Consider the following 24,704-nt stretch of genomic DNA (forward strand, 5'->3'; position numbering starts at 1 on the left):
TCTCTTCTGTTGTGGATAGAACAGGAGGGTTTTGTCCGAAAAAGCCTACGATGTCACACAGCTAGGATAAGGTGAACAGATATAGAACGCGGGACGCACCTAAGTGATCAGGCGCGGCTTGCGCTGAATGGCGTTGCGCTTCTCCCCTTCGATTTCGTGGTAGTAGGTGCCCATGATCATTCGGAGGGATGTGTGGCCCAGGAGGTTCGCCATGGCCTTGGCGTCGGCACCGTTGGTGAGGGCTTCGGACGCGAACAGGTGCCTGATGGTGTACATGCACACGGACGCATCCAGGCCAGCGCGTTTCTTGGCGCTGTTGAAGGCCGTTTTCACGCTCTTGACGCGCTTTCCCTTGTACTCGATCAGGTAGTCCGTCTGGGCCTCGTCGCGCTTGGATTTCAGGCGCTCCTTGAACTCGTCCGTGATGGGGATGATCCTGTCGCTCGACCTCGTTTTGGTGCCGCGCACGCGGATCGTGTTGCGGGCCCAGTCGATGTCCTTCCACTTCAGGCCGAACAGCTCGCTCGGGCCGGGACGCGCGCCCAGCTCCCACATGATGTCGAGGGTCCACTTCAGGTGCGGCGGAGAGACCTCGTAGAGCTTGCGGAAGTCCTCTAGCCTGAAGTGATCCAGGTTCCTCGGTTGTTCCGGCTGCTTCATCTCGGCCCACCACGTTTTCATGGGATTCTTGTCGATGTACTCCATCCTCACACCGAAGTTGAAGATGATGTTCAAGTAGTCCATATAGCGGTTTTGGGTCGCCACGGAGTTGTCGGCGTACAGCGCGTGGACCGCGAGGAAGTCCTTGGCCTTCAGTTGGGAGATCGGCTTGCCGTCGAGGATCGGGTGCCAGTCGTTGTTGACCTTGGCGGCGATGAAACGGAGGTAGTCGAGGGAACGGCCCTTGGCCTTCTCCTGCGCCACATACTCCTTGGCAAGGTCGGTGAGGGTCATCTCGTCACGATGGACGGCCCTCTTCTCCACCTTGCTCTTTTTGACGTCGAGATCGCGGAGCTTGGCGGCCTTCTTGCCCTCCTCACCTTTGCCGAAATATTCCTTAACGGGGCTTTTCCTGCCCGCAACCCTGTATTGACAATACCAGACGCCCGTCTTCTTCATCTGCCCGACACTCATACCGTCACCGGGGAGTAGTCCGATCTCTTGCGCGGCTTCACAGCCACGAACTCCGTGGGCGACTCCATGAACTCATCGAGGACGGACTTCTTGTACATGTTCCTGCGCGGGCCGTACTTGGGCAAGTCGTAGTCGCTGATGAGCTTGGAGAAACTCCTCGCGTTCGAGTAGCCGCAGTAGTAGGCGGCGTTCTTGAGATTGAGGTATTCCGGTTCAACCATGGGGCGCTTCGCTGGACTTTCGTGGTGCTCGCTACCGGGCCTTCCGGCAGCCGTGTTCGGGGTTGCATTGGGTCATTTCGGGTTTGCTCCTGTTGAAAATATCCTTATTTTCCATGACGATATTTATATTGCTCGATTCCATCTGTACACCGAAGGGTTGGTCAGTTCCTTCGATGAACATGGGAAGCGGTCAACGTTCCCGAGTGTCAGGCGTTGCCGGGTAACAGAAAACGACACCGGGGCAGCCTGGGGTTGAGGTTCAGGCGTGAATGCGGCTAATGCCCGCACATCATGCTGGAGACAGCCATAAATCCGTTCGCGACCGGATTCGGCCCATCGAAGAGAACACGGAACTCAAGCGGCGGTTCTTCGTTCAGAATTCGGCGGAATTTGTCGTTCAGAACGGGAATCCACTGCTCATTCTTGAAGACGGCGGCCTTGTTCAGGAGGGACAGCACTTCGACGCATCCCGAGTCCATGTACAGGTAGGAGGAGGGTTTGGTCTTCAAACTCATCTTCATCTTGGAACGGCTGTCGAGGTCGAACTGCCAACCGCGCTCGCCGTCCATAAGCCACTTCTCGAAAAAGGCGGCTCTGAGGTCCGCGTGCAGTTCCTGGAGTTGTTCGGTCCAGTCCGTGCTCGGGGTGATGGAGGGTTCATGAGGAAGAGACAACAACGTGTCCGTGGTCACGATCGCCCTGTCCATCTGGAACAAGGCGTGCCCGACATAGAGGGGGCCGCCGGGGGGGTAGTCGAAGTGCCTATCGGCAAAGAAGCCTTCCTCGTCGATACCGTCCAGGATGTAGCCATGGTAATGGGTGCCTCTGATAGACTGCGTTTTGGTGCAGGCCATTCCGGTAAACTTGCCGCTGCCGCATGGAGCGGTGGCAATGTCCTTGTCGGCCAACATGAGATGGCTGACCTTACAATTCTGATTTCCAAATTTAACTTTCATGTTTTTTCCTTGTGTTTGAAGTTTCGAGGCCGCATTCGGTTTCGACCTCACCCAATGGGGTTGCCGATTCTCGGACAAACCGCCGTTACATTCCATAAAGTCCACGGTTCCGTTTCAGCTTCTTCTCAAAGCTTGGGAGCCAGGCATAGGTGTGAGGGATGCCGTACTTGTCGAACAGGCCCCGCAACCTCGGCCAGTGCTGATCCAGGTATTCGAAGTAGGGCAGGCGGTGAGCCGTGTCCTTCTCCAGGGCATCGAGCTTCTCAAGGTCAAAATGGAGGTAGCCGGTCTTGTTGAACGTGGACCACGTCACCTGGAGGTCGTACAGGGTATTCCAGTGAATGCACCGCCACTCCTCGAGCCAGGCCTTGCTGTACGCACCGGCCATGTCGTATTCCGTCCCAGTGGCTGCGAGCCGCAAGGTCATGGTCTTGCAGTCGTCTGTGCTCAACAGGAGGGCCTCGTCATTGACGCAGAAGAAGGTCCCTTCAAACCCGCCGCCATCGATGCTCGTCAAAATGCTTCCGGCGAAGAAGCCGCCGTTCCCGCCGGGAACGCGGACGTATCCGACCCCGCCGAAGTAGTCGAAATCGGACGGGTCCTTGGTGATGTTGGCGTCCACCAGCATCACGTGCTGGATGTCATCGAAATTGTCAAAATCAGTTACATTGAACATGCTAAATTCCTTGTTTTTTTGCCTGCCCGAAGGCAGAGAGTTGTTGTTTGATGCCGGGTAACGGAACGACACCGGCAGGTACTGTTTTACCGCGTCACGGCTTTATTGGAGGCGGGCTTCGGCAAGGTCCACATCGATAGCCGCGTCCAGTCGCTTGGCAACGTTGGGCAGCCATTCAGTCCAAAACGGGATTCCTGCATCCCAAAGCGCCTCGGAGAAGTCGAACCAACTGTCGTCATTCAGGAAGAGCTTGTGGCCGACACCTTCCGTTTCCTCCCAATCCATGAGGGGCAGCATGTTGAGGTTGAAAGCTCCCAAAACCCCTTCCCGATGTGGAACCAACCAGTCCGTATAAATGGACTTTGCAAGAATCTTGTGCAGGACTTTCTGACCAACCGAAAAGTGCAGGTTATAGTCAATCCCCGCATCATCTTGCAGCCACTTTTGATGCCCTTCAAAACTCGGATCAGCGGATTCCATCATACCGTGGCAGTGGCCATAAAGAAGCGGTTCTCCAGGTTTCAGGTAAAAAACCATTTCCGGATGGAATCCCTCGCCAAGATTGGCGATCATGTATCCGTGGTAAGTCAACACTTCCTCTTCAAGAAGCGGCTCAAATGCCACGACTGCAAAGTTCGACGGATTCCAAGGTTCATTAACGACCTGAAGATCAGCGATTACAAAGTTACCGACATTGTACATAAGTACTCCTTTTTTTTAGTTGTCTAGCGAGCCTTCCGACGATCGGTTGGCTACATTTAATTTTCTTAACGCAGGGCCTTACTCGGAAACCCGGTCCGGGAATCGAGCGATAAGGCTCGCCTCGCAGGGCCAGTATTCGTCGGTGGCGATCACCAGTTCGACACTGCCTTCGAGTTCCGGCAGGCCCAGCTCGCCTTGTACGGTGATCATGCAGCCTGTTCGGGTGGCATCCTTGCGCCTCAACTTGCGGGCAAACGGGGCTCCCGCCTCACATTTCGAGAAGCCGAAAGCTTCCTGGTCCTGGTCGTAAGCGAGCCAGATGTAGTCGCCGCATTCCCAGCCCTGCTCTCGCATGGTTCGCCTGGAGAACAGGAATCGATATTGGCACGATCCGTTTCCGAGCTGCTTGCAGCGGTATTTCAGGCCGTAATTTCCAGGTACTTTTTTGTGTGCAACGGGGTAAAACCCTTCCAGATTAAGCATCGAATGCTCCTTTTAGTATGAGGACCGGCACACCGGGCACCGGCCCCCGGTTCATGGTTACTGTCCGAGTACGGACTGTTCTTCGGTTGACGGCACGGATGCCTGGGCCGTTTCAGCCGGACAGGGGAATACGTCCTCGGGCAGCTTTGCCATGACCCATCCGCTACCGAGCACTTCCATCCTTTCCGGGGCGACCGTGAGTTCAACACCAAATGTTCCCTCCGTTATGGGATAACCGCGATCCTCACGGCATTTGCGGGTGAAGCGGCAGTTGGCCGACTCGACGTTGATATTCTGCAGGGTCCAGCCTTGCAGGTCCTTGCCGTCCTCAAACGCCTTGAAGCCGAAGCAGCCGGTCTCATCGTCGAAGCCGTAGGTCAGCTTCTGGCCGGACTCCCAGCCTTGTGCGTCCATCAGCTTTTTAGCGAAATGGAACGTGTACTCGCGCATTCCGCTATTAGGGAGCTGACGCCCCTTATACTTGATGCTGTATGAACTCTTTGAATTATCCATACCTTCATGGGTGAACATAGAATGTCCTCCTGCGTTAAATTGTTTCTCTTGCAGGACGCTCTGCTTGAGCATCCAACGCTCCGCTACATGCGAAACGGATTCAGCAGCCAATAAATTTTCAAAATCACCTTGACGAATTTTTATCTCAGTGGTAATCAAAGTGACACTGATACCAAAATCGATTTTCCGCCCGGCCTCCTTCGACCATGTTAAATAGAATAGAGACCTGAACTGCAAAACTAAACAAACGTGCAGCAAGTTTTTTTGTACCTCAACAGCTTGTAAAAACTCACTTTTCCGACTCACACCCATCTCTGGCTCAATTTTTTTTTGCCCTTATTCAGCTCCCAAAACCATTTCTCAGCCCACTTTTGACCTCTCAGGCCAGCCAACCAAACCGATGAAATAACAATTGGCTCAGCCCCGAAAATGGAGCTGAGCCAATCTGAGAGGCCCGGACGACCGTCGAGGCCTAGATTTCGTGCATCATGATGCTCGTGACCTCTTCAGGCTGGACACCGATGTAGCGCATGGTCACGGACGGATTGGAATGGTTGTACCGTTTGCAGAGGATCTCGAAGCCCACGCCGAAATGGACGCGCTGGATGTAGCCGAACGTCTTTCTCAGCGTCCGGCCTCCGTAGTTGCCGGGGAGATTGATGGCGGCTGCCCAGGATTTCACCAGCCGGTTGACGGTGCTCAAGGTCAAAGGCTTGCCGCCCTTGCGTGAGCCGAACAGGTAGGCTTCGGGCGAATGAAGGCCGGATTGAAGGTGCAGGTTCAGGGCCTTGCCTATTTCCTTATTAAGAAGAAGGAAATTCCGCTTGCCGGTTTTGGACTCCCTGATCTCCAACATGCCGCCCACCTTGAGGCCCTCCACCTGACCGACCTTGAGCCGCAGCAAGTCTCCGACGCGGAGACCGCTGTTGATGCCCATGACGAAAAGCAGGTGATCCCTCGGCCTGGAGACGAGCAGCCGCTTGATTGCCCGGATGTCCTCAATCCGCTTGATGGGATCGACGACCATTGATCGGGGCATCCTACTCCCCTCCCCGCTCGGCTGATTGCTTCTCTCGGAGCGTGCCGCCACCGGCGAACGCCAGCTCCGCTTTGAGGTATCTCCCGATCAATCCGGTTCCGTCGAAAACGACCAGCACCATCCCGTCCGAAAAATCGATCACCGTCCCCGAATTTCCGGGGTCACCCCTCTCCTCCGTCCTGACGAACACCTTGTCGTTTATCTCCATCCCCTGCTCCCTGAATGAAAAGTTTTGTTATTTCAGATATATAAACTTGCCATTCACTCGTAAACGGTTTCTTTCAGTCAATCCAAGTGGTTATCGTGATTACCAAAGCCGGAAGCACGTCAACTCCTGGCTATGAGTTGACATTGGGCCGGGGCGGGGACCGTGGGCCTCGACCGGGGTAAGGCTCCTGGGAGGGGTTGGGCCTTTATAGGAAGTAATGGTTGTCGGAGGTAAGCTGAGCAGCGGCCCGCTGCTCAGCGACAGGGCTCGGATGAAGGTGGACGGGGGAAAGAAGGCGACTCCGGAAGGAGGCGGCTTCTTTTCCCTTTTTTATATATTTCTTAGAAATATATTAAAAATTTAAAGGGCGTTAAAAAAAGAAGTAGGAGGATGACGGATGGAATGTTGATTGTAATTTTTGATCTACAAGTGTTTGGTATTTTTTGATCCAAGTTGGAAAAATCATTTTTGTGGCAATTTTTCCTGTTCATTTTGTTTCAGAATCGATTCCGATGGTGTATGATCGGTAATTATTATTTTGCTTGGTTGCAAAATTATAAATATGGCTAAGGATATTTTGTTCAACACCTTTAACAACGGAGATTTTATGTATCGCGAGAAGATGAATTACAAGTCGATTGGAATCGAGGCTGATCTTCACATAGGGATGAAACTGGAAGCATTAACGGAACGGAGTAACGCTGAGAGAACTGTACAACAAGGTGATAGCGGAGTTCCTAGAGGAGCGAGGCTGCATCGGCCTCAACGTCCACACGGACATCAAGCACAAGGAGAACTAGTTTATGGAATTCAACTCTGAACAGGATAAGCTCGCGGCCATGATCCTGGGCCGCTGTGAACAGGACGCTGACCATGCGGCCATCGTCTTTGACAACTTCAAGCCTGCCCACTTCCCCTATGAAGCCGAAATCGTCTTCAGGGCATACTTGAAATACTACCGTGAAACCGGGGACCTTCCCAACCGTGAAGTCATGTCCCTGACCGAGATCAAGGCCGACGACGTTCAGGACATCGAGAACTTCCTCGACCTCGTTGACGAGTTCCAGAACAGCGAGCTTCCGGCATCGTATGTAAAGGAAAAGACGGCATTGTATCACCGACGCATGGAGTTCGAGCAGACTCTCATGGATGTGGCCGATGTCGTGGACGCGGGCGAAACCTTTGACGCCGCCACGCTGGAGGAAGCGGAAGGCATTCTGAAAAAGAGCGTCGAGAACTACAAACCGCTCGTGTGCACGAAACCCAAATCCGTAGCCGATGAAATGAGCGAATTTGTGGAGTTCATCCAGAAGCCCGATGAGCGCAAGGTCGTCCCCACCGGCTTTCCGAGACTGGATGAATACCTCAACGACGGCCTGGTCGAGAAGACCCTCACAGTCCTGCTCGCCACCACCCACCGGAGGCAAGACAGCGACCATGCAGAACATGGCGTACCGCCAAGCCCTCAAAGGGTACAACGTCCTCTTCGTCACCCTTGAGGACAGCAAGGAAGCGTGCATGTTCAAGCAGCTCGCGCTCATGAGCGATATCATCCTGTTGAATCTCCAGTCGGTTCACAGGGAAAGAAAGCAGGAGCAGCTTGAAAGCGGCATGCCCAAGTTGAAAAAGCAGCTTGCGAACATGGGCCAGTTGTGGATCGTGGACCGAAGCGAACGAGAGTTCCGCGTCAGCGATTTGCGAGCGATCATCCTTGAGGTCGGCGCTGAGAATATCGACGTCGTTTACGTGGACTACATAGGCAAGATCATGCCGCCGATCGGCATGAGAACGACCACCATGTATGAAGGCCCCAAGGAAGTGGCGGCCAGCCTGAGAAGGCTCGCCATGGAAACCGCGATCCCCACCGTCACCGCAGCCCAGATCAACCGAGGCGGCATGAACAAAAAGCTCGACGAGCTGGGCATGGATTCCGTCAGCGAATCGATCGCCATCATGCACTCGACGGACGTGGCGATCATCCTTGCCAACTACGAAGACCAGGAGCGCACGTACCTGAACGAGCGCCGATACAAGATCGTGAAGAATCGCATCGCCGGAAAGCATGGCCTGGGCGGCAGTTTCTACTGGGACCTCGGCACATTGAAGATATTCGACGAGTCCGAACTCGATAAATGGCTCAAATACGCCAGGATCACCGGCGACAACCGAGACGTCCTCCAGCCCGACAATGCCGAGGACCAAGGTACGACAAAAGGAACGACGGTCGAAGGCACCGTCACGATTGAAACCATTAACAAGGAGTTGCAGTAATGCTGACTGAAAAAGATCGAGAAGAACAAAGAAAGATGTACCGGACTGCCCACCCCGGCGGCACCGGGCGGCAAAGGTCCGAATAAGCCAAAGGCCCAAGCGCTGAAAGATTCCGAGCCGAAGAGAAAGAAGAACCCCAAGTATACCTACACGGTCTTCTACAACCGCATCTACGATGCCTTCATGGCGCAAAAGCCCAACGGCTCCGAATGGGCCGTGTTCATGTACACCTATAGGGAAACCGTGGGATACCAGGGGCGCACCATCGACTTCAAGTCGGTCAATGTCGCGCACATGACCGGCCATGATCCAAGAACCGTTGATAAAGCCTACAAGGCTCTCCATGACGCCAACATCATCGAGAGCACACGGACGAAAAACCGGCGTCCGAGTCAACTTCAGCACGAGTAAATGGGGCCAGTTAAGATAACAGCCTCCAACCCGAAAGCCAGAGCCCGAAGGAAGCACAATCCTTCGGGCTTTTTCATGCCCTACTCCAGCCCCTTCAGCTTGGCAGCCAGCACCACATACGAGTTGAATTCTTTCTGTCGATGCTCCCCAACAAAAGGCACACCAGGGCCATTACGTGGTTCAATCGCTGAACATCAGTTTCGGCCTGGCCGATATCCCTGGACGATCTTTCGAGCCTTGACCAGCACAGCCTGGGAGGACGTTTCGCCCTTGTCGGCCAACAAGTCCGAAATCTCCACTCCGTCCACTTCGGGCAGTTCGTTTTCACCATCCAGATATTTCAGCACAATCTCATCGGGCATGATCTCTCCTCGCTCCAAGGTTGAAAGTACTCCTTGGCAGCCGATCTATTTATACGGACGGGGATGCACGGGAGAGCACGAGGGCCACATGAGCCACTTTTCATCAACCGAGAGAACAAGAACAAGCAACTGACGAGACCGCACGAGAGATCATGCGGCCTCGACCTTGATTTCATTTCGGGGGATTAACGAAGGCAGGAATATACAACCCGAAAAAGCTGTATACTTTTAATAACGAAGGACAGTTAGCGGCTATCTCAGCACATCCGACACGAGCCGATGGACAAGACGGATCTCGTCATCGTCGGCTTCATCCAGCATCCCGCCTATATCCTTAATCAAATAGGCCCGGTCTTCCATATGGGCATTGTCGAGAAGGCTACCGATAGGGACCTCAAGGGCCTCGGCTATCTTTTCGAGTTTTTCGATTGAAACATTACACTCAGCCCGTTCAACCTCGCCCAGATACTTGCCGCTTGAGCCAAAACGCTCGGCAACACTGTCCTGAGACAAGTTTCGAGCAATCCGTAGCTCACGAATTCGATTTCCCAACCTGACTTTAAGTTCCGACATGCCTACCTCCAATACATAAGTATAGGTGGCAAACAAGCGAACTAAACCCTCTATACGTGTTTACTTTCTCGAATTTACCACTTATAAAGGGTCAACGCAGCCATTTAGCCACCTGGAGGTTGTGAGGAGCAAAACCTCGACCTCAGACTGAAAAAGGAGAAAGCATGTCCGCCACCAAGGAAGAGTTCGTCAAGATCATGGAACAACGCATTGAAGCCGATCCCAACCAACTCGATATTCCCAATGCCCGGTTGGTAAAATTCGTCAACGACTTCGTTGATACCGAAGGCAGTAAATATCTGGACTACGGCCTCATCAATTGGGGCATCGGCATCCTCTTCTGGGGAATCCCGCTTGCCTTCCGGCAGATTACTCCCAAAGCCATTGTCCATGAACTCGACCACGGCAAGGCCATCGACCTCGACAAGCTCTATGCGGCCAATTCCGAGTGGATCAACATGGACATCAACCGAGAGATGCCCCTCCTCTTCCACAAGATCGGCGCGATGAGTCCAAGCTGCGTCCTGCTCACCAACACGACTCTCTACTACAACATGCCGAGGTCGAAGAAATCCGGTGACGCCAAGCAGCAGACCATGGGCAAGATCGACATTGCGGACATCACCCAGTTTGATACCAAGCCACATTCCATCATGGATATGATTACCCTGATCGTGAACAACAACGAGATCGGTGCATTCAACTGCAAGAAAGCGCACGGCAAGTCGGCCAACAATCTCCGCAAGCTGTTCCAATCCATCATCATGAAGAAAAACAGCCTCCTCGGATAGGTCGCCATGAGAATGACAGCAATCCTCCTTGTCTGCCTGTGCCTACTTGGATGCGCGGGCGGGCAGGAGGACGCCCCACGGCTGGCATACTTCAATGATGTAAGGTGGAGTTGGCCGCCGGAAACAACGGTTTTCGAACTGGACAAACGAGGGTACTGCACGGCCTATCCTGACCACACTCACGGAACTCGTTTGCAGGTCGTCAATGCCTTTGTTGATCAATTCAAGTCGGATGGTTGCGGCAAAGTCCAAGGACTGACTTGGAATCCCCTCCCCTTTTTCTCCTATGAAGAATGGGCAAACGACCAACTCATGTCGAAGTACCAGGAACTATACTGGCAGATCATCGAGAGATACCGACCGGCCAACACGGACAAGGCCATTCGAAGCTATGAGGCCATCCGGCAACTCTGGAGCGATTTCGTTTCGAGTTCCAGCACCCTCCAAAAGTGCAATCGGAACATCATTGTCTTCGACAAGGTGTACGCCGTCCCCAAGGCCGAAAGTCCGATCCTGAAGCGGGAGTTCTTCTACTCGCCGTTTTACGAGAAGACATACGACAAGGACGATACCCTTGTTGCCCACTGTGCCACCATCGACATTCATCTGTGGCCCAAAGTCCGCGCCGAAATTCAAGCCCAATACGGTGAAAGGAAATCAAACACGGGGATAGACGGTGAAAACTATCTGATCGCTTCAGCGGGATCGGAAGTCCAGCTATGGAACATTAATCTGAAACGGTTGGAACGGTATCTCGAACAACTCCAATCGAAGCTCAAATAGACAACAAATTTATATGGTTCGATCAAGCTGCTCAACGTGAACGAGACATCATTCGAAAACGAAAACCCACAGGAAAAGGAATCGACATGAGAACGAAAAGCTTCATACCGGTATTTCTGGGCATCCTCTTGATGGCCGTTATTTTCTACGGCTGCTCAAGCAAAACCCCCGCCTTCGATCCTAGCACTATCTGCTCCCAACAGGCAGCGCCCCTCGAACCCAAAGCGGCGCACATGATGAATGCGGGAGAACACAGGCTGTACGCCGAGCTTGACTGCAACATCGGCCAACTGAAAGGAGGCAGGGAATTCCTGCTGACCATCCAGGAGGAGGTCGAAGCCCGCACCGAAGTACCCACCGAGGACATGACCGAATTCTACGACCTCAACAAACTGATCGTGGAAGCGAACGGCAAGTTCGACGGCGTGCTGGCCCAGGTCAATCCCGAATGGATGCGGGCCATGAAGGCCAATTACAAGAACTAAGACCAAACGTTGGAAGCTTGGGAATTGAGAACTCCCCAAGCAACCTCTCCAAAGCCCATCCCCTGTGGATGGGCTTTTCTCGTTCAGAAAACAGTGTACTTTCGCCGACCCGCTGTATATTGACAGAATTGAGCAGCTTATCATCTGAAATCATTGAATAACAAGGAGCATAAATATGGATTGCATGGAACAGGCAATGAAGATGGTCGAGGCACAGGCCGGTGTTCGTGAAATGACCGCCGAAGGCATGATCTCGATGGTCAAGGAAGTGAACATGGGTCTCGCCGGAATTGCCACCGGCGAGATCGGAGACAAGGCGCAGGAACCGACGGTCGATCCCAGGAAGGCCATCAGGAAGAAAACAATCACCTGCGTCGAATGCGGCAAGACCTTCAAGACCATCACCAAGCGGCATCTGGAAAGCCACGGCCTGACGCCCGCCGAATACAAGGCGAAGTGGGGATACCCCAAGGGCCAGCCGCTCTCCTGCCGGGATACGGCCAAGGCACGTTCCGAGCGCATGAAGAACATGGAGCTATGGAAGAAGACCAAACCCAAGAAGGCCCCGGCCAAGAACCCTGAAACCAAGTAGATCATTTCACCATGATCGTAGAGGCCCGTCCGCAAGGATGGGCCTTTCATCTTTCAGCGAGAGTTCAGGGCTACACCTTCATAGAGGCCCCGCGAGGCCACGCAACTACGAGACTGATAAACCATATGGATTTTCAACAAGAATCTCCGACAAGCCACACGAGAGGTCGAAACGATGACATCCGGCTACAAGGACGAGAGACATGGCAGGATTCCCCGCTTATACGAGACAGAGAACATCCCGAGAGAAGAGAAGCTTATCTACCACCACTTCTTCATAGGCGACTCCCACTGGTACGCAGCCGAGTTCGACGGAGAGGACATCTTCTTTGGCTATGCCGTCCTCAACGGAGACACGCAGAATGCCGAGTGGGGTTACTTCTCTTTACAGGAGCTGAAAAGCGTGAAGATCGGGCCTCTACGGGTGGAAGTTGATTGTTCGTGGGAGGTGAAACGGTTTGGGGGAATTGAAGTCCGCTGAAGTCAACAAACGGTTGTCAACCGCGCCATTGCAGAGTAGGATTAAATCACACCCAACCAACGGAGGTGCTTATGCGCTCAACTAAACAAATGAGTATCACGCTTCCTAACGACATGGCGAAGATGGTCAAGGCGAAGGTCTCGACCGGCGAGTACGCGACTGAAAGTGAAGTGATCCGTGATGGCTTGCGCGCGCTACTCGCCCGTGACCGCGCCATTGACAGCTGGCTACAAAACCAGGTCGCCCCCGTATATGACGCCATGCGGGAGAATACCTCGCGCGGCGTGAGCATTGAACAAGTTCATAACAGACTGGCCGCCGAGCACAAAGAGACCCTAAAGCGGTAATGCCATACTCCCTCATCTTTGCACCGGAAGCAGAAGAACAGCTTCTCGGCTTGTACCACCATTTGGCCGATCTTGCTTCTCCTGAGATCGCACTGGAGTACACGAACGCCGTCATCGTCCACTGCGAGGAAATGAAGACTTTTCCGCACAGAGGTAACAAACGAGATGACATCCGGGCGGGCTTGCGGATAACACACTACAAAAAAAAGACGATAATAGCGTTCGCGGTCTTTGATGAGATTATTTCAATTCTTGGTATCTACCACGGTGGACAGAATTACGAGGCCATCTTGACGGAGTCAAATGACGACACACAGTAAGCATTTGTCAGCCTCTTCTCACCACAGGAGATGCAAAGCATGACAATTAAAATTGCTAGCGTCTCCCAACGGTCATAAAGCTCAAGGGATTGTACGGAAAGTTGTAACGCCACTAATGGGTTGCAAAACGCCGAACACCCCCGCTTCTGATAGATTCAGGAGAGAAATGATATGCAAAAAAAGACGAAAGACTTTTCGCAAGACATCGACAACGCCATGAAGCGTGCCGCGTTGCGAGCCAGAGAGATCGCCGTGCAGACCAACACCCCTATTGTCATCGAAGTGGATGGCAAGGTCAAAGCCGTACGAGTTACCCCCAGCGATGTCGAGCAATACAGGGAACTGATCAAAGACGCTTTATAGTTATCTTACACTGGGCTGGCTCTACGCCCAATATGGGAGCCCCCCCAAATACGACAAAGGGCAGTCATCAAAATAGCCATATGCGGGGAGACGAACAGGCGTGAATGATTATATACCACCGGCAGTTGCTTCGCTGTGCGAAAAAATAGCACCTTTCAACATCATTTCTTCCAAGCTCACTAAATTTGCTGAAGTAGGTCAGTCTGTTCAACCACTAATTGCCGAGAGTAACTCCCTTCAACCATTCGCGGGGTCGTTGGTTGAAGTAGGTCGGGCACTCGCACCTCTTGGACAGATTGCAGCATCTCTGGCGATAGGCAAAACAGTACATCCTATCGGAGAATCTTTACAAACCTCAGGGGCAATACGTCTTGCAGGGCAAATGCAAATTGCCGGGAGTGCTATCGCGGCCCATACTTTTTTTGATGGCCTGACCGTCGGCAGGGTCGCATCACTTAGCAAGGCCATCAGACAGGTTGACTGGAGTAAATTTGTTGCAGCCTCTATCGAAGATGAAAAGGCTGACGGCCTTAGCGAGGAGTCACAGGCGGCTGTCCGTTTTCTAGAGGACGGAGTAAACGCCGTATTAGACAAAACCGAACAATCCCCACAAAATATTCTTGAAGGCCTCTCCTCCCTCTACAGGAAAGCGGTCGATTCATCTCTTGGCAAAGCCGCCAAATGGATCGTGTGCTCTTTACTACGAGTGATGATTGAAGGGATAGTCTTCAGTCTGATCTGTTCCGCTAGTGGATTTACCCCTCAGTCAATTATACCCAACCATCGAGATAAACTGAACGCTACCAAGCAGTATGTGCGTAAAGAAGTTGGCGCTTTTCCGCAGCTTCGAATCGTGTCAGTTCAGTCCAGACTAAATGTTAGATATAAGCCCAATAGGAAGTCCCTAGTGGTCGGGGAACTCTATCCCTACTCAATTATTGTAATTATCGATAAATCGAATAAATGGACGAAGGTACACTTCAACGGCTACAATACTGGAGAGGACATCGAGGGATGGGTTTTTAACAAATATCTCAGCAAGATATTTTGACAATTTAAAAATAGCTCATCCTCAACTAATATCATCCATTTCAAAATACGCGAGGTCATATGAAAAAACACTCCCTTCTGCTACTTTTTGCTGCCATCTTTCTAGTTTGTTCCCTTGGAGAAAGCACGGCCAAAACCGTCAAAGGTACAGGAGTTGACGTCACGGGCGTTTCCTTTACTGACAAGGGCAGTCTTACCTTTACCCTCAAAAACCAGTTGAGTGTCGAAGTGTCAAACGTACAGGCAGTGCTGATCTCTTCTGATAACTCCGGAGAAGAAAATGCTGGTTTACTCCAGTCACAGCAGGGGCATAAAATTGCCCCAAAAGAGAGCCTCCAAATTACCTTAGCCGATGCCGACATATTGAAAGAGCTGCTCGACAAAAAGCAGGGTTCATATAAAATCATAGGTTGTGGCACATCAAACAAACCGCCGTCTACAGGTAAAGCTCAGACCTACACTAGAGCCTTTCCCCTCCCATTATCCTGGGGCTACTCTACCCCGTCCAACAAAAGAACAGAGACACTCTCAGCCGTCTATATCTATTTAGACCTGCTCCAGTAGCTGACTATCGAAGAAGCCCCGTCTACAAACGGGGCTCTTCTTTTCAATCAGAGTCGTCCAAAACTACTTAGTTGCCCCACCTAGGCCTTGGGGATTACCCACCCATTCTCTTCATTTCCTTATACGAACTGTTGAAATTTTGCTCTTTCGGCCTATACAGCGACACTTTATTTAAGCGACAAGAGGTGGTATCTATCAATAGGTATTAACTATTATGGAGAATAGGCATGAGAAAGGCCTCCGGTTGGCATCGGTTGTTTTTGTGTTTGGCTATTGCGTGGCTGATAGCCATTTCCTTTTTCGCTGTACCTAAATTCAAAAAATTCAGAGGGTGGGGAGTCGCCGCTGGCTGTTACGAACTCGCAGAGGGCCAAATGCTAGACAGAGTGCAAGAAAACTTCCCAAGATTTAACCGTAAAGCCTACGCCAAGCATGCTGCATATCCGAAGGGGGAATATGTCAACAACCCCTATTTTGGAAGCATGCCCGCCACCCCATTTGAGATTTGGCCACAAATCATACATGATTATAGCTCGATAGACTTTAAAGACATACTTAGCGAAATGACATTATGCGCTGAAAAAAAAGTGTCTCAAGCAAAGTCTGCGTCTCTCAAACGAAATCTCAGTGTAGTGCTGCATTATTATGGCGTACTAGGAGTGCTCCCGTTGTTCGGATTATACTTGATAGGACGATTCGTCGCCCCTTGGGTCATAGATGGGTTTAAAAACGAATCGTAACTTCGTTTATCCTGAGGTATGAGCAAACAACCAGTCTCCTGAGGAGTGGCACCATGAAAATAATCCTGATTGGTGGAGTTCATGAATTTTTCTCATGCAGAGACGAATTGGTTTCAGTTCTGACAGAGCTCTCTGAGCGTATGGGATCACCAGAGTTTGTAGCCGTTGAATACGGCGAAGCTTTCTACAACGAACACATCGCTCCACAGCGCTCGGCTGATGCCTTAAAAAAACGACCAGGAAGTTACCAAGCCGCCATCGAATCTGTTCTTTCAAGAAAAGAGATGGAGATCGGGGCTGAATATATCGCCTATGATTGTGTTACCCACAAAAATTTCTTTCCAGATGTGCCAACCGTTTGGCTAGATAATAATAGGTCGGTCGAGGATTGGCACATACAGGTAGCAAACAGCATGCTCTACAACAGGCTTTCCACAATCGCCGCATTCAAAAAGGCTCTCCCCAGCCATACAAAACTCAGTTGCTCGGCACTTATGGCTGCTCTAAAAAAGACCGAACCTGGAACCGAGAAATCATTGCCTCACAACCCCAAACGGGAGTTGTTGTGGCTTAAGGAACTCGAACCGTATTTGGTTGAAGATGCACAGAAGTATGGAATTGCCATTGTTGGCGCCGACCATACCAAGGATGAAGAAGGCTTTCTCCACAATCTCCTAAAAAAGTATGGACACAAGGTCGAGGTTAAGCTGACATGCTAGCCATCATTCTTTAACCAGACTTCTCCATCCACAGGAGCCATTGATGGCAGCGGACGGCATAACGACAGGAATTGCGATCACCCTGGGAGGTGCCCTTTTTCAGGAGGCAATGAGCAGGGGGCTCGACACCATACTGAAATCCAAAGAAAGAAAAGCCGCTGAAAAACAAGTCCAAACATCGATTGAATTCGCCTTAAAACAATTCTCCATGACTCACCCCGAGTTGGCAGCGTCTCTATTCGATTCCACATTTATTGAAACTGCAAAGCCTGAACTCCTGATCCTATTCAAAACCCGTAGCGAGCGCCCCAGGGCTAATGAGTTGGCTCGGCTGTACCGCGAACAATTCTCTTCTGACGTAACCCCAGAAGGGCTTGAAGAAGCCTGTGAAGATTTCATCCGGCACATAGAGAATGCCATCGAGAATGAGCCGCTATTTCAACAACTCATGGACAGCCGAGAAATCAGTCAGGGCAAGGAGAAGCTTGAAACCATTCAAGAAGAATTGCGGCGAGGCTTTCAATCCATCACACACACTCTTTCCCCTGCCACCAGCGAGATAAGGGCCTCTGCTTCAGAACTAGATAAAAACGAGATTCTTGAAAAGTTCGGACGAAGAGCTGCCGACCTACTGACATGGCCCCAGACACTCCCATCTGGTGACTGGATAGAACGCCCCGAACTTGACGAACTTTTTGAATTCGCAACCAATCCCATACGTAAGACAAAAGGTGAAAACATCGCTGTACTCTTAGGGGCTCCAGGCTGTGGTAAATCAGCTCTACTGGCAAGACTGGGCAATCAGCTACAAGCACAAGAGACACCACTCCTAGCATTAAAGGCGGACTGTCTTCCAGACAGAATCGACACAGCCACATCGCTTGAACAATATCTAGATATTCCCGAGCCAATTGAGACGTGTCTCAATAGCTTAACCGCCAAGGGAAATGCAGTCGTACTGATTGACCAACTAGATGCCCTCAGCAGCCTCCTCATCAGCAACCCAGGACGTTTAAACGCACTGATCGACTTAATATGGACCATCAAAAACAACCCCAAAGTCCGCATTATTTTATCGTGTCGGACGTTTGAATATCAATACGATGCACGTTTTTCCCAACTGGAGGCAAATGAAGTACGACTCGCAGGACTTTCATGGTCTGACGTTGATGACATATTAAAAAAACACGACATTTCATCAGCAAACTGGACAAAAGACTTCCGAGACATCCTACTTACCCCACAGCATCTCAACGTCTTCCTGGAGTACTCTGCAAAGCAAGCCGATAAAATAGTTTATGCGAGCTATCGTGGGATGTTGCAAGACATATGGGAGCGCCATGTAGCCGCCAAGGGGACAGGGAAAGCCGCCTGTGCCATTGCGGAAATGATGGCTCAGAGAGAAGAACTGTGGGTACCAATTGTCCTTTTCGAAGATACATATTTGCAAGAGATAAAAGCACTCGAACAAAGCGGCATTATCGTCCGCCAAGGCATAGAAAAAATCGGCTTCCGCCACCAAACGGTTTTCGACTTTGCTCGCGCCAAAAGCCACATCAAGCAGGCGGATTCTCTTTCAAGCTACATACTGGAACGGCAAAACTCATTGTTTATCAGGTCCACCTTATGGAGCGCCTTGGACTACCTCCGTGAGCTTGACCGCACTGCGTACTCAAACGAACTGACTAAAATTTGGTCTAGATCAGACCTACGCAAACATCTCAGGTACCGCATCATAGAATTTATGGGAAGGTTCGACATCCCTCTGGCTTGCGAGATACAAATCATACTCCCAAGGCTTAAAGACGAGGAGGACCGTCCAAAGATTCTCAGCTCGATCGCCTCTAGCACTGGCTGGTTCAAGGCAATCGAAGCGGATGACCTCCCTCGAATCATGGCGCTGGACATGTCTGAAGCGTGGGCCGCAATCCCAGTCATTGCAAATGGCCTTAAGCATTCCCCCGAAAGATGCATTTCGCTCATCAAAAAACACTGGCTTAACGCCTCTGACTACAAGGGGAATATCTACTGGATATTAACCTCTAATTACTCCCCGATAGAAGCCATCGACGACTTGTTGTTTTCGCTGGCGGACGATCTTGAACTTGAAACCATGAGCATCGAGAGAACAATAGGAATATTCGTCCAACACAATCCCCCAAAAGCTGCTCTTTTCCTGTCAAAACATCTCGACAAAAGCCTTGAACGAGCCAAAGCCACTGTAAGAGAGAACCAAAAGGACGCAGTGTATGACGATGAAAATGAAATGGTTAATTACATCCGAAGAAACGCAGACAACCATCGTCCGTTTACTGAACTGATCAGCAATCAAGATTGGCATGATCTGGAAAAAACTGTGGTCACAGCTCCTAAGGAACTGATCCCTCCGCTTTTCTCGTGGTTCGCAAAAGTATTAAGTTTTGTTGCGCACGAAAGGCCATTTTATGCCAATTGCTATACTGAAGACCATTGTCTAGATTCGTACGATAGGGAAAGTCCCTCTTCTTTCATGGTTGCACTTCGCAAGGGCGTAGAAGAGCTAACGACTGCCGAACCAGATGCATTTATAGCCCTAGCAGATGAATGGCTAGGCAATGAATTGATGGGCGTCCATAGGATTTTAATAAGAGGGCTGGTGGCCCTAGCTCCCCATCGACCAGACTACTGTCTCAACTACCTGCGGGGAGACAAACGTAGGTTGGCAATAGGCGACATATCCACTCGGCTCTGGCATAGCACCAAGTTGATTGAGGCCCTTGTACCACACCTTTCATCTCAACAGGCATGCCAGCTCGAAGAATCTATAATCAACTGGTCCTTCAACCGCAGAATGCCCGACGACGGCCCCAAAGAGCTGCGCATGCGGATGCAATGGGATCAGGAAAAGCGCTTAACGCTCTTAAACGCATTCCCGACAGACAAACTTACAAGTATTGGGCAAAAACTCCTCCGAGAGGGGAAACATGCTGGTCTACACTATGTGGAACACCCACAAAGCACAAATATGTGCTGGATTGGCCCAACCATGTCCGCTGACAAAATGGAGAAAGCCAAGGACTCTCACATCCTCAACTTGTTTGCCGTGCTGCACGATGGAGTTGAAGATCACCCCAAAAACTGGAAACTGGGCGGGAGCAGACAAACATCAAGGGCATTTGAAGAGTTTGCAAAGAATAACCCCCATAGGGCTCTCCGCATAATGAAACAGTTCACCCCTGGGGCACAAGACAACCCGGCGGGAGCTGGCTTCAAGGGGGTGGCAGAATCAGGAAAGTTCTCGCGAGCAGAAATTGAGAGCATTTTTTTAGAACTCGCAGAACGCGGTTTCTCATCAGAGAGCTTCAAAGCCAACTGCGCTATAGTATTCAGCAACATAGCCTATAAAAAGAAAGGGCTTTCGAAAGCAGTCTGCGATATCCTCAAAAGCTGGATATCAGATTGGGAGCCCCACCCAGTAGAACCAGACGACGTTGAGAAAGAAAGCTCCATCTTGTGGGGCTTTGGGGGAAGTCGCATCCTTCCGAGCGGGAATTACACAATACTAGATGCTTTAACCGGGGGTTATTTGTGCACTGAGCCTCCGCTCGTCGATGAATGGGTTGCCACCCTGACCAATCACTTGGAGATCCAAGAGAACCCCGCTGTCTGGCGGATGGTCATCTGCCAACAGCTTCAATGGCTCAAAATGGATGACAAAGAACGAGCGAACACTTTTGTCAGCCGACTGTTCTCCAAGTACCCAGAATTCCTCCATACGGAAGATTCTGTTTATTTCTTTGCATATGCGCATCGCTGGTTAGACGAAGTGGCCTTTCATTCATATCTTGAGAATCTCCAAGACGGCCATTGGTCCCGTGGAGCACAGGCCGTTGGTGAACTGATCACATTGAGGGCCGCGCTATACCCTGAGGATGAATGGTGTAAAAATCAACTAGACGAAATCATGTGCCCAGAAAAGGACCTAGAAGGCATTGAGAACCTTCGAATCGGTTGTGCTTGGTCTGCATCAGGGCTGTGGGGTGACACTGGCAATTACGACTCTTACGCAGAAGACATCCAAAGACGACTTGCGGCCTGCCCCTGTACCGAAAGGATCGCAAAGGCGCTGCTAGATATGTTTCGAGCAAAAGGACCTATGAGGTATACCACCTCGCTCCAGCGGATGTTAGAAACATTCCAAAAACAACCGGAAATAATGAGAGCGGCTTGCAGATCATTCATCAGTGACCGACTGATTGATATCGTCATTTCTGCACCCAACTTAGTTGCCGATGTTTCCGAACACATCATCGCTGCGGCATCTGAAAAAGAAAGGCGGAGTCGCGCTTTTCACCTTGACCATCTTGTCCAGATATCTCTGGCCCTGCATCGCATGCCTGAATATCAAGACCGAGCTCTCACTATGTTCGAAAACTTAATTTCATTGCAAGCGCATAGCGCAGTTGAAGCTCTTAGGGATTTAACCAGATATCCTGTTAACTAGCTCCGAGTGACAGCCATCGCAAATCAAGAAAACACCGTCGTCGCCCCCTAGCCCCATGAATTTGTACTGGCCTGATATCGCTCAAGGGCTTTTGAATACATTCGATGTAGGGTATGGCAATCCTTCCACCAACCCGATATTATTTGCATATTCTTTTTACATTCCACGAAAAGGCTTACACGGACAGCCTTCTAAGCCTACGCTATCATTATGGAGACAACTACATCTCCAACCTGACAGAAACCCATCTCACGACTTCTCGGCCCCATCTATCAACCGCAACATGTCCCTCTGAGCAAACACACAGCCATCAATGTCTTTGCCGCTATAGGGAGTTTCGTTGAGTAAACCCGTAATCCATTGAATCTCACTACGAGTCCTCGGTAAATGACCAAGACGATTTTTCAACATGTACTCCATGTTGAACTTCATGTCGTTCATCGTTCCAAGCACACTTCGGCTATGGGTCTTGCCATAAGAGAAAGGGCCGAGTAGCATCTTGGCTTGAGCTATTTGCGCTGATGTTGCTTCAATGCCCAGAAGAGCTATCTCGAAGTGCTCGATGAACACCTTGTCGAAGTTCATGAAGTTCTTCTTGACCAATCCGGGCATGAACACGGCAAACCGGGTTTCATCATTGACCAGAAGAACGGATTTTCTACGAAAGAATCTGAAGATATTGCTATGCCAGCCTTGTAGCCCACGTTGACTGGTAGGCTCTAGGATTTGTGCGGGCTTGATTTCAGCTAAAAGCTTCTGAGTACATCCATGTAGGGCATTGCTGATCTCATCTCGTTGAAGGGTGAGGGAGTCCTCAACCAGATAGCCACAATCGGACTCAGGATCAACTCAGATTGATCTTCTAGGATGATGTGGTGGGTTATTCATTAAATGGGTATGGTGTCCCCCAAATTCTGTGGTGTCCCCCTAATTCTGGACAATATTCAAAAAGTTCGAAGAAGCCACGTCTTCCGGAGCATAAGTGAGAAACAAGTCACTTTGTCGGACCGGTCAACTCCGACTTTTAGGTGGCCAACGGCTCTAGCACTCTAGCTAAACTTCAAAAGCTCCTTTCACAAAATTTAGAGAGTGAACAAGTGGTTCCACAGTATCACACGACAAGTCACGGAACTCCCATTTCTCGTTTGAATAATGCTTGAAGCAGCTCCAAAAGGATTGATATTGTTCATCATCAATGAAATCAATAGAATCGTGTTTCACAAGAGGAATAATAAATACGACTATTATTGACGTGAAGTAGAAATTACCAACAACGTATGGCAAATCACAGTTCAAGCTTTTTCTAATATTGAGGCTCATTGATGGAGTAAGAGAAAAGTGACGGGGGGAATTTGTAACTGCGACCTTGGGAAGATTCTTTAATGATTGGTTTCCATTAATCCAGCCAACAGTGTCACTAAATACCTCTGGATCATAATCATCCATAACGCTTAGAGCGAACTTACACAACGCCCTATACACATCCTGTCTAGCGATCCTTTGTCCGGTATCAAGCTGAATAGGAGCGATGCTTCCATCAGCATTCATAATCTTCTGGGTCGTTGCTAAAACGACCTTATTACTACCTTCAATCTTCCCGAATACACCAGTCTCGGTTTTTATTTTGGTGGATCCTTTTTTACCTTTCACCCCAAAAAGAACTCTATGAACACCAAAATATAACGCCGCACTATTTTCTATAGTCCGTCCAAACCGGCCATTACATTCATCACACTCTTCGTTTAATACTGTGTTTTTGTTGCCAAAAGCTTCGGAAATCGCGTGTGCTTTTTGCTTAAAAGTCACTTCCGGAAAACTTCTGCCACAGAAACGACATACCCTCTTCGACTTATCTTTCTCTCCAAAAGTTCTTACCCCGTTGATTACATCAGTATGGTAGTTTTCAAAAACGCATTGAAATGTTTCTTCAATTTTTTCAACAACTCCATTATCCTCTACTCCATTTATTTTTTCCAATTCATGCTGTACAATTATTCTCTGATGTGCGGAGAGCTCTACGTCAGGAGGCAGCATAAAAAAGTATTCATCCTCATTAATCTTTTTGAATTTTGCCCACAATCGATTCACTGGTGGGACCTGTGTCTTATACTTGTCTACAAAGAATTTTAATCTATTTGCGATCTGCGCAGAGTATTGAATGGCAATAGGTTTCGAAAATAATAAAAAATTATTTTCTACACTAATACCAAAGACAAACATGAATTCAGAGAAAATAGCATACAGACCAACATCACTTTCTGATTCAACCACCATTGTCTCAGAGAAACTCATTGTATAGAAGCGCACTGCAAACATAACTAAACCATCCACCTAGAACTAACGCCGATACAGCTTTGTTGACCAAGCAAATGTCATAAAAATTGCCACGAGAAGAAGCGCTCCAACAGAGCCTACGATCCAGCCATTGGCATAGAACGGTGTTTCTGCTGCGAACTCTACCTGAGCGAAAATATCATTTGTCCTGACTGCTTCTTCAATCCCAAGCTCTCGAATATCTCGAAGGTAGTTGCAAATTCCTGCCCATAAGAAAAAAGCAGAATAGACGAGTGAGGTCGGCAGAAACATCCGGCCAAGTTTACACATCAGGAAGGGAGCAACCACGGCCCAAACAACTGAAAAAGCCAAGGCAACTATCGGAATCGTTTCGATTGTGATTGCAATGGCAATAACGGTGGCCAGACCCCATAGCATAGACTGGAATCGACTCGGACGATTATCAGGGATATTATAATAGCACTGCATACCCTTCGCTTAAAGCAACCAATCGACCTGGTCAAGATCACTTATTGCGCCGATGTCAGAGGTGCTATATTGATTTGGTTAACAACCTATTATTTTAAGCACAGGTGCCTAGCATGAGCACCCAGGACGCAAACTACATATCTCCTTCAGACTTCATGAGAGCCCGTCAACCAGAACTTTTCTCTGACACCATATCATCCGAAGAAGAATATCTCGATAAAGGGCAACTCGAATACCACCTCAGCACGCTCACCCAACGTCAGGAGGAGTTTCAGTTTGAACACTTCTGTCGAAGACTGGCTGAAAGAGAACTCTGTCCAAACTTAGTCCCTCAAACTGGACCTATGGGCTGAGGCGACTCAAAAGTCGACACTGAAACCCATCTTGTATCAGAAATATGGTTCTTCGACGTTTCGTGTGGAATTCATGAAGTGATCACGAATTGAATTGGGGCGGCGATCAGGTAGACCATGGTGATGAAGTTGGTCACGTTCCGGTAGCCTCGGGCTCTGGCTCGGGCCGCCTGAATTAGGGGGACAGCAGACCTAATTCTCCCATCCCAAAATCCAAATTTCATCCACCCGATTTCATTTGTATATTCTTTTGTATATCCCACGAAAAAAGGCTTAGAAGGAAAACCTTCTAAGCCTTTAAATTCATTGGTGGAGCTGGAGG

At 50.0% G+C, this 24,704-nt stretch carries 30 protein-coding genes; 16 read left to right on the top strand and 14 right to left on the bottom strand.

Features of this window, described 5'->3' with window-relative positions; genetic code table 11:
* Positions 1-99: 99 nt before the first annotated feature.
* The 9 genes from ACR42D_RS14895 to ACR42D_RS14935 form a co-directional block, all read right to left on the bottom strand.
* On the bottom strand, positions 100-1,134 hold the full coding sequence (locus ACR42D_RS14895; protein WP_484567583.1) for a tyrosine-type recombinase/integrase: 1,035 nt from the start codon (positions 1,132-1,134) through the stop codon (positions 100-102).
* Entirely contained in the window at positions 1,131-1,355 is a 225-nt protein-coding gene (locus ACR42D_RS14900) for a DNA-binding protein (protein ID WP_484567584.1), read from the bottom strand. The genes ACR42D_RS14895 and ACR42D_RS14900 overlap by 4 nt, the downstream gene beginning before the upstream one ends.
* Positions 1,356-1,630: 275 nt before the next feature.
* Complete coding sequence (locus ACR42D_RS14905; RefSeq protein WP_484567585.1) at positions 1,631-2,311, bottom strand: hypothetical protein; 681 nt, start codon at positions 2,309-2,311, stop codon at positions 1,631-1,633.
* An 85-nt stretch (positions 2,312-2,396) separates the two neighbouring features.
* Positions 2,397-2,987, bottom strand: coding sequence for a hypothetical protein (locus tag ACR42D_RS14910; RefSeq protein ID WP_484567586.1), 591 nt, complete (start codon positions 2,985-2,987; stop codon positions 2,397-2,399).
* Positions 2,988-3,089: 102 nt separating this feature from the next.
* The gene (locus ACR42D_RS14915; RefSeq protein WP_484567587.1) at positions 3,090-3,689 is read right to left on the bottom strand and encodes a hypothetical protein; all 600 of its coding nucleotides are present in this window, start codon (positions 3,687-3,689) and stop codon (positions 3,090-3,092) included.
* A 78-nt stretch (positions 3,690-3,767) separates the two neighbouring features.
* Positions 3,768-4,172, bottom strand: a complete 405-nt coding sequence (locus ACR42D_RS14920; RefSeq protein WP_484567588.1) for a hypothetical protein — start codon at positions 4,170-4,172, stop codon at positions 3,768-3,770.
* Between the two features lie 57 nt (positions 4,173-4,229).
* The gene (locus ACR42D_RS14925; protein WP_484567589.1) at positions 4,230-4,991 is read right to left on the bottom strand and encodes a hypothetical protein; all 762 of its coding nucleotides are present in this window, start codon (positions 4,989-4,991) and stop codon (positions 4,230-4,232) included.
* 166 nt (positions 4,992-5,157) lie between these two features.
* Positions 5,158-5,724 (bottom strand): tyrosine-type recombinase/integrase, encoded by a 567-nt coding sequence (locus ACR42D_RS14930; protein WP_484567590.1) that lies wholly within the window; start codon positions 5,722-5,724, stop codon positions 5,158-5,160.
* Between the two features lies 1 nt (position 5,725).
* The gene (locus ACR42D_RS14935; protein ID WP_484567591.1) at positions 5,726-5,932 is read right to left on the bottom strand and encodes a hypothetical protein; all 207 of its coding nucleotides are present in this window, start codon (positions 5,930-5,932) and stop codon (positions 5,726-5,728) included.
* 803 nt (positions 5,933-6,735) lie between these two features.
* On the opposite strand from ACR42D_RS14935, the gene ACR42D_RS14940 reads away from it, so the two are divergent.
* The 3 genes from ACR42D_RS14940 (at position 6,736) to ACR42D_RS14950 (ending at position 8,614) form a co-directional block, all read left to right on the top strand.
* The gene (locus ACR42D_RS14940; protein ID WP_484567592.1) at positions 6,736-7,431 is read left to right on the top strand and encodes a hypothetical protein; all 696 of its coding nucleotides are present in this window, start codon (positions 6,736-6,738) and stop codon (positions 7,429-7,431) included.
* Positions 7,370-8,203: a DnaB-like helicase C-terminal domain-containing protein gene (locus ACR42D_RS14945; protein ID WP_484567593.1), complete on the top strand. Its 834-nt coding sequence runs from the start codon at positions 7,370-7,372 to the stop codon at positions 8,201-8,203. Before ACR42D_RS14940 ends, ACR42D_RS14945 begins: the two co-directional genes overlap by 62 nt.
* A 102-nt stretch (positions 8,204-8,305) precedes the next feature.
* Positions 8,306-8,614, top strand: a complete 309-nt coding sequence (locus ACR42D_RS14950) for a replication protein (RefSeq protein WP_278248081.1) — start codon at positions 8,306-8,308, stop codon at positions 8,612-8,614.
* A gap of 194 nt (positions 8,615-8,808) precedes the next feature.
* Here the strand turns inward: ACR42D_RS14950 and ACR42D_RS14955 are convergent, their stop codons facing one another.
* Entirely contained in the window at positions 8,809-8,976 is a 168-nt protein-coding gene (locus ACR42D_RS14955) for a hypothetical protein (RefSeq protein ID WP_484567594.1), read from the bottom strand.
* Positions 8,977-9,228: 252 nt separating this feature from the next.
* Positions 9,229-9,549, bottom strand: a complete 321-nt coding sequence (locus ACR42D_RS14960) for a helix-turn-helix domain-containing protein (RefSeq protein WP_484567595.1) — start codon at positions 9,547-9,549, stop codon at positions 9,229-9,231.
* Between the two features lie 164 nt (positions 9,550-9,713).
* Here ACR42D_RS14960 and ACR42D_RS14965 point away from each other — a divergent pair, with 164 nt between their 5' ends.
* From ACR42D_RS14965 to ACR42D_RS15025, 13 genes are all read left to right on the top strand, one after another.
* Positions 9,714-10,340, top strand: a complete 627-nt coding sequence (locus ACR42D_RS14965; protein ID WP_484567596.1) for a hypothetical protein — start codon at positions 9,714-9,716, stop codon at positions 10,338-10,340.
* A 6-nt stretch (positions 10,341-10,346) separates the two neighbouring features.
* Positions 10,347-11,123, top strand: coding sequence for a hypothetical protein (locus tag ACR42D_RS14970; RefSeq protein ID WP_484567597.1), 777 nt, complete (start codon positions 10,347-10,349; stop codon positions 11,121-11,123).
* Positions 11,124-11,209: 86 nt separating this feature from the next.
* Positions 11,210-11,608, top strand: coding sequence for a hypothetical protein (locus ACR42D_RS14975; RefSeq protein WP_484567598.1), 399 nt, complete (start codon positions 11,210-11,212; stop codon positions 11,606-11,608).
* Between the two features lie 175 nt (positions 11,609-11,783).
* Positions 11,784-12,200, top strand: coding sequence for a Ros/MucR family transcriptional regulator (locus tag ACR42D_RS14980; RefSeq protein ID WP_484567599.1), 417 nt, complete (start codon positions 11,784-11,786; stop codon positions 12,198-12,200).
* Between the two features lie 174 nt (positions 12,201-12,374).
* Complete coding sequence (locus tag ACR42D_RS14985) at positions 12,375-12,680, top strand: DUF2958 domain-containing protein (protein WP_484567600.1); 306 nt, start codon at positions 12,375-12,377, stop codon at positions 12,678-12,680.
* A 71-nt stretch (positions 12,681-12,751) separates the two neighbouring features.
* Positions 12,752-13,027, top strand: coding sequence for a ribbon-helix-helix domain-containing protein (locus ACR42D_RS14990; RefSeq protein WP_484567601.1), 276 nt, complete (start codon positions 12,752-12,754; stop codon positions 13,025-13,027).
* Positions 13,027-13,347, top strand: a complete 321-nt coding sequence (locus ACR42D_RS14995) for a type II toxin-antitoxin system RelE/ParE family toxin (protein WP_484567602.1) — start codon at positions 13,027-13,029, stop codon at positions 13,345-13,347. The genes ACR42D_RS14990 and ACR42D_RS14995 overlap by 1 nt, the downstream gene beginning before the upstream one ends.
* Before the next feature lie 171 nt (positions 13,348-13,518).
* The gene (locus ACR42D_RS15000; RefSeq protein ID WP_484567603.1) at positions 13,519-13,710 is read left to right on the top strand and encodes a hypothetical protein; all 192 of its coding nucleotides are present in this window, start codon (positions 13,519-13,521) and stop codon (positions 13,708-13,710) included.
* 100 nt (positions 13,711-13,810) lie between these two features.
* Positions 13,811-14,761, top strand: coding sequence for an SH3 domain-containing protein (locus tag ACR42D_RS15005; protein ID WP_484567604.1), 951 nt, complete (start codon positions 13,811-13,813; stop codon positions 14,759-14,761).
* Between the two features lie 59 nt (positions 14,762-14,820).
* Positions 14,821-15,324 carry a hypothetical protein gene (locus ACR42D_RS15010; protein ID WP_484567605.1) on the top strand — a complete coding sequence of 168 codons (504 nt, stop codon included), beginning with the start codon at positions 14,821-14,823 and terminating at the stop codon, positions 15,322-15,324.
* A 227-nt stretch (positions 15,325-15,551) separates the two neighbouring features.
* On the top strand, positions 15,552-16,064 hold the full coding sequence (locus ACR42D_RS15015) for a hypothetical protein (protein ID WP_484567606.1): 513 nt from the start codon (positions 15,552-15,554) through the stop codon (positions 16,062-16,064).
* A 53-nt stretch (positions 16,065-16,117) separates the two neighbouring features.
* Positions 16,118-16,783, top strand: a complete 666-nt coding sequence (locus ACR42D_RS15020) for a hypothetical protein (protein ID WP_484567607.1) — start codon at positions 16,118-16,120, stop codon at positions 16,781-16,783.
* 43 nt (positions 16,784-16,826) lie between these two features.
* On the top strand, positions 16,827-21,266 hold the full coding sequence (locus tag ACR42D_RS15025; protein WP_484567608.1) for an NACHT domain-containing protein: 4,440 nt from the start codon (positions 16,827-16,829) through the stop codon (positions 21,264-21,266).
* A gap of 249 nt (positions 21,267-21,515) precedes the next feature.
* Here ACR42D_RS15025 and ACR42D_RS15030 read toward each other — a convergent pair whose 3' ends face one another.
* The 3 genes from ACR42D_RS15030 to ACR42D_RS15040 form a co-directional block, all read right to left on the bottom strand.
* Complete coding sequence (locus tag ACR42D_RS15030) at positions 21,516-22,088, bottom strand: DUF6933 domain-containing protein (protein ID WP_484568469.1); 573 nt, start codon at positions 22,086-22,088, stop codon at positions 21,516-21,518.
* Between the two features lie 231 nt (positions 22,089-22,319).
* Positions 22,320-23,582 carry an HNH endonuclease gene (locus tag ACR42D_RS15035; protein WP_484567609.1) on the bottom strand — a complete coding sequence of 421 codons (1,263 nt, stop codon included), beginning with the start codon at positions 23,580-23,582 and terminating at the stop codon, positions 22,320-22,322.
* 21 nt (positions 23,583-23,603) lie between these two features.
* Entirely contained in the window at positions 23,604-24,029 is a 426-nt protein-coding gene (locus ACR42D_RS15040; RefSeq protein ID WP_484567610.1) for a hypothetical protein, read from the bottom strand.
* Positions 24,030-24,704 lie beyond the last annotated feature (675 nt).

The organism is Pseudodesulfovibrio sp. lm2024, assembly GCF_051175575.1.
Lineage (GTDB): Bacteria > Desulfobacterota > Desulfovibrionia > Desulfovibrionales > Desulfovibrionaceae > Pseudodesulfovibrio > Pseudodesulfovibrio caledoniensis.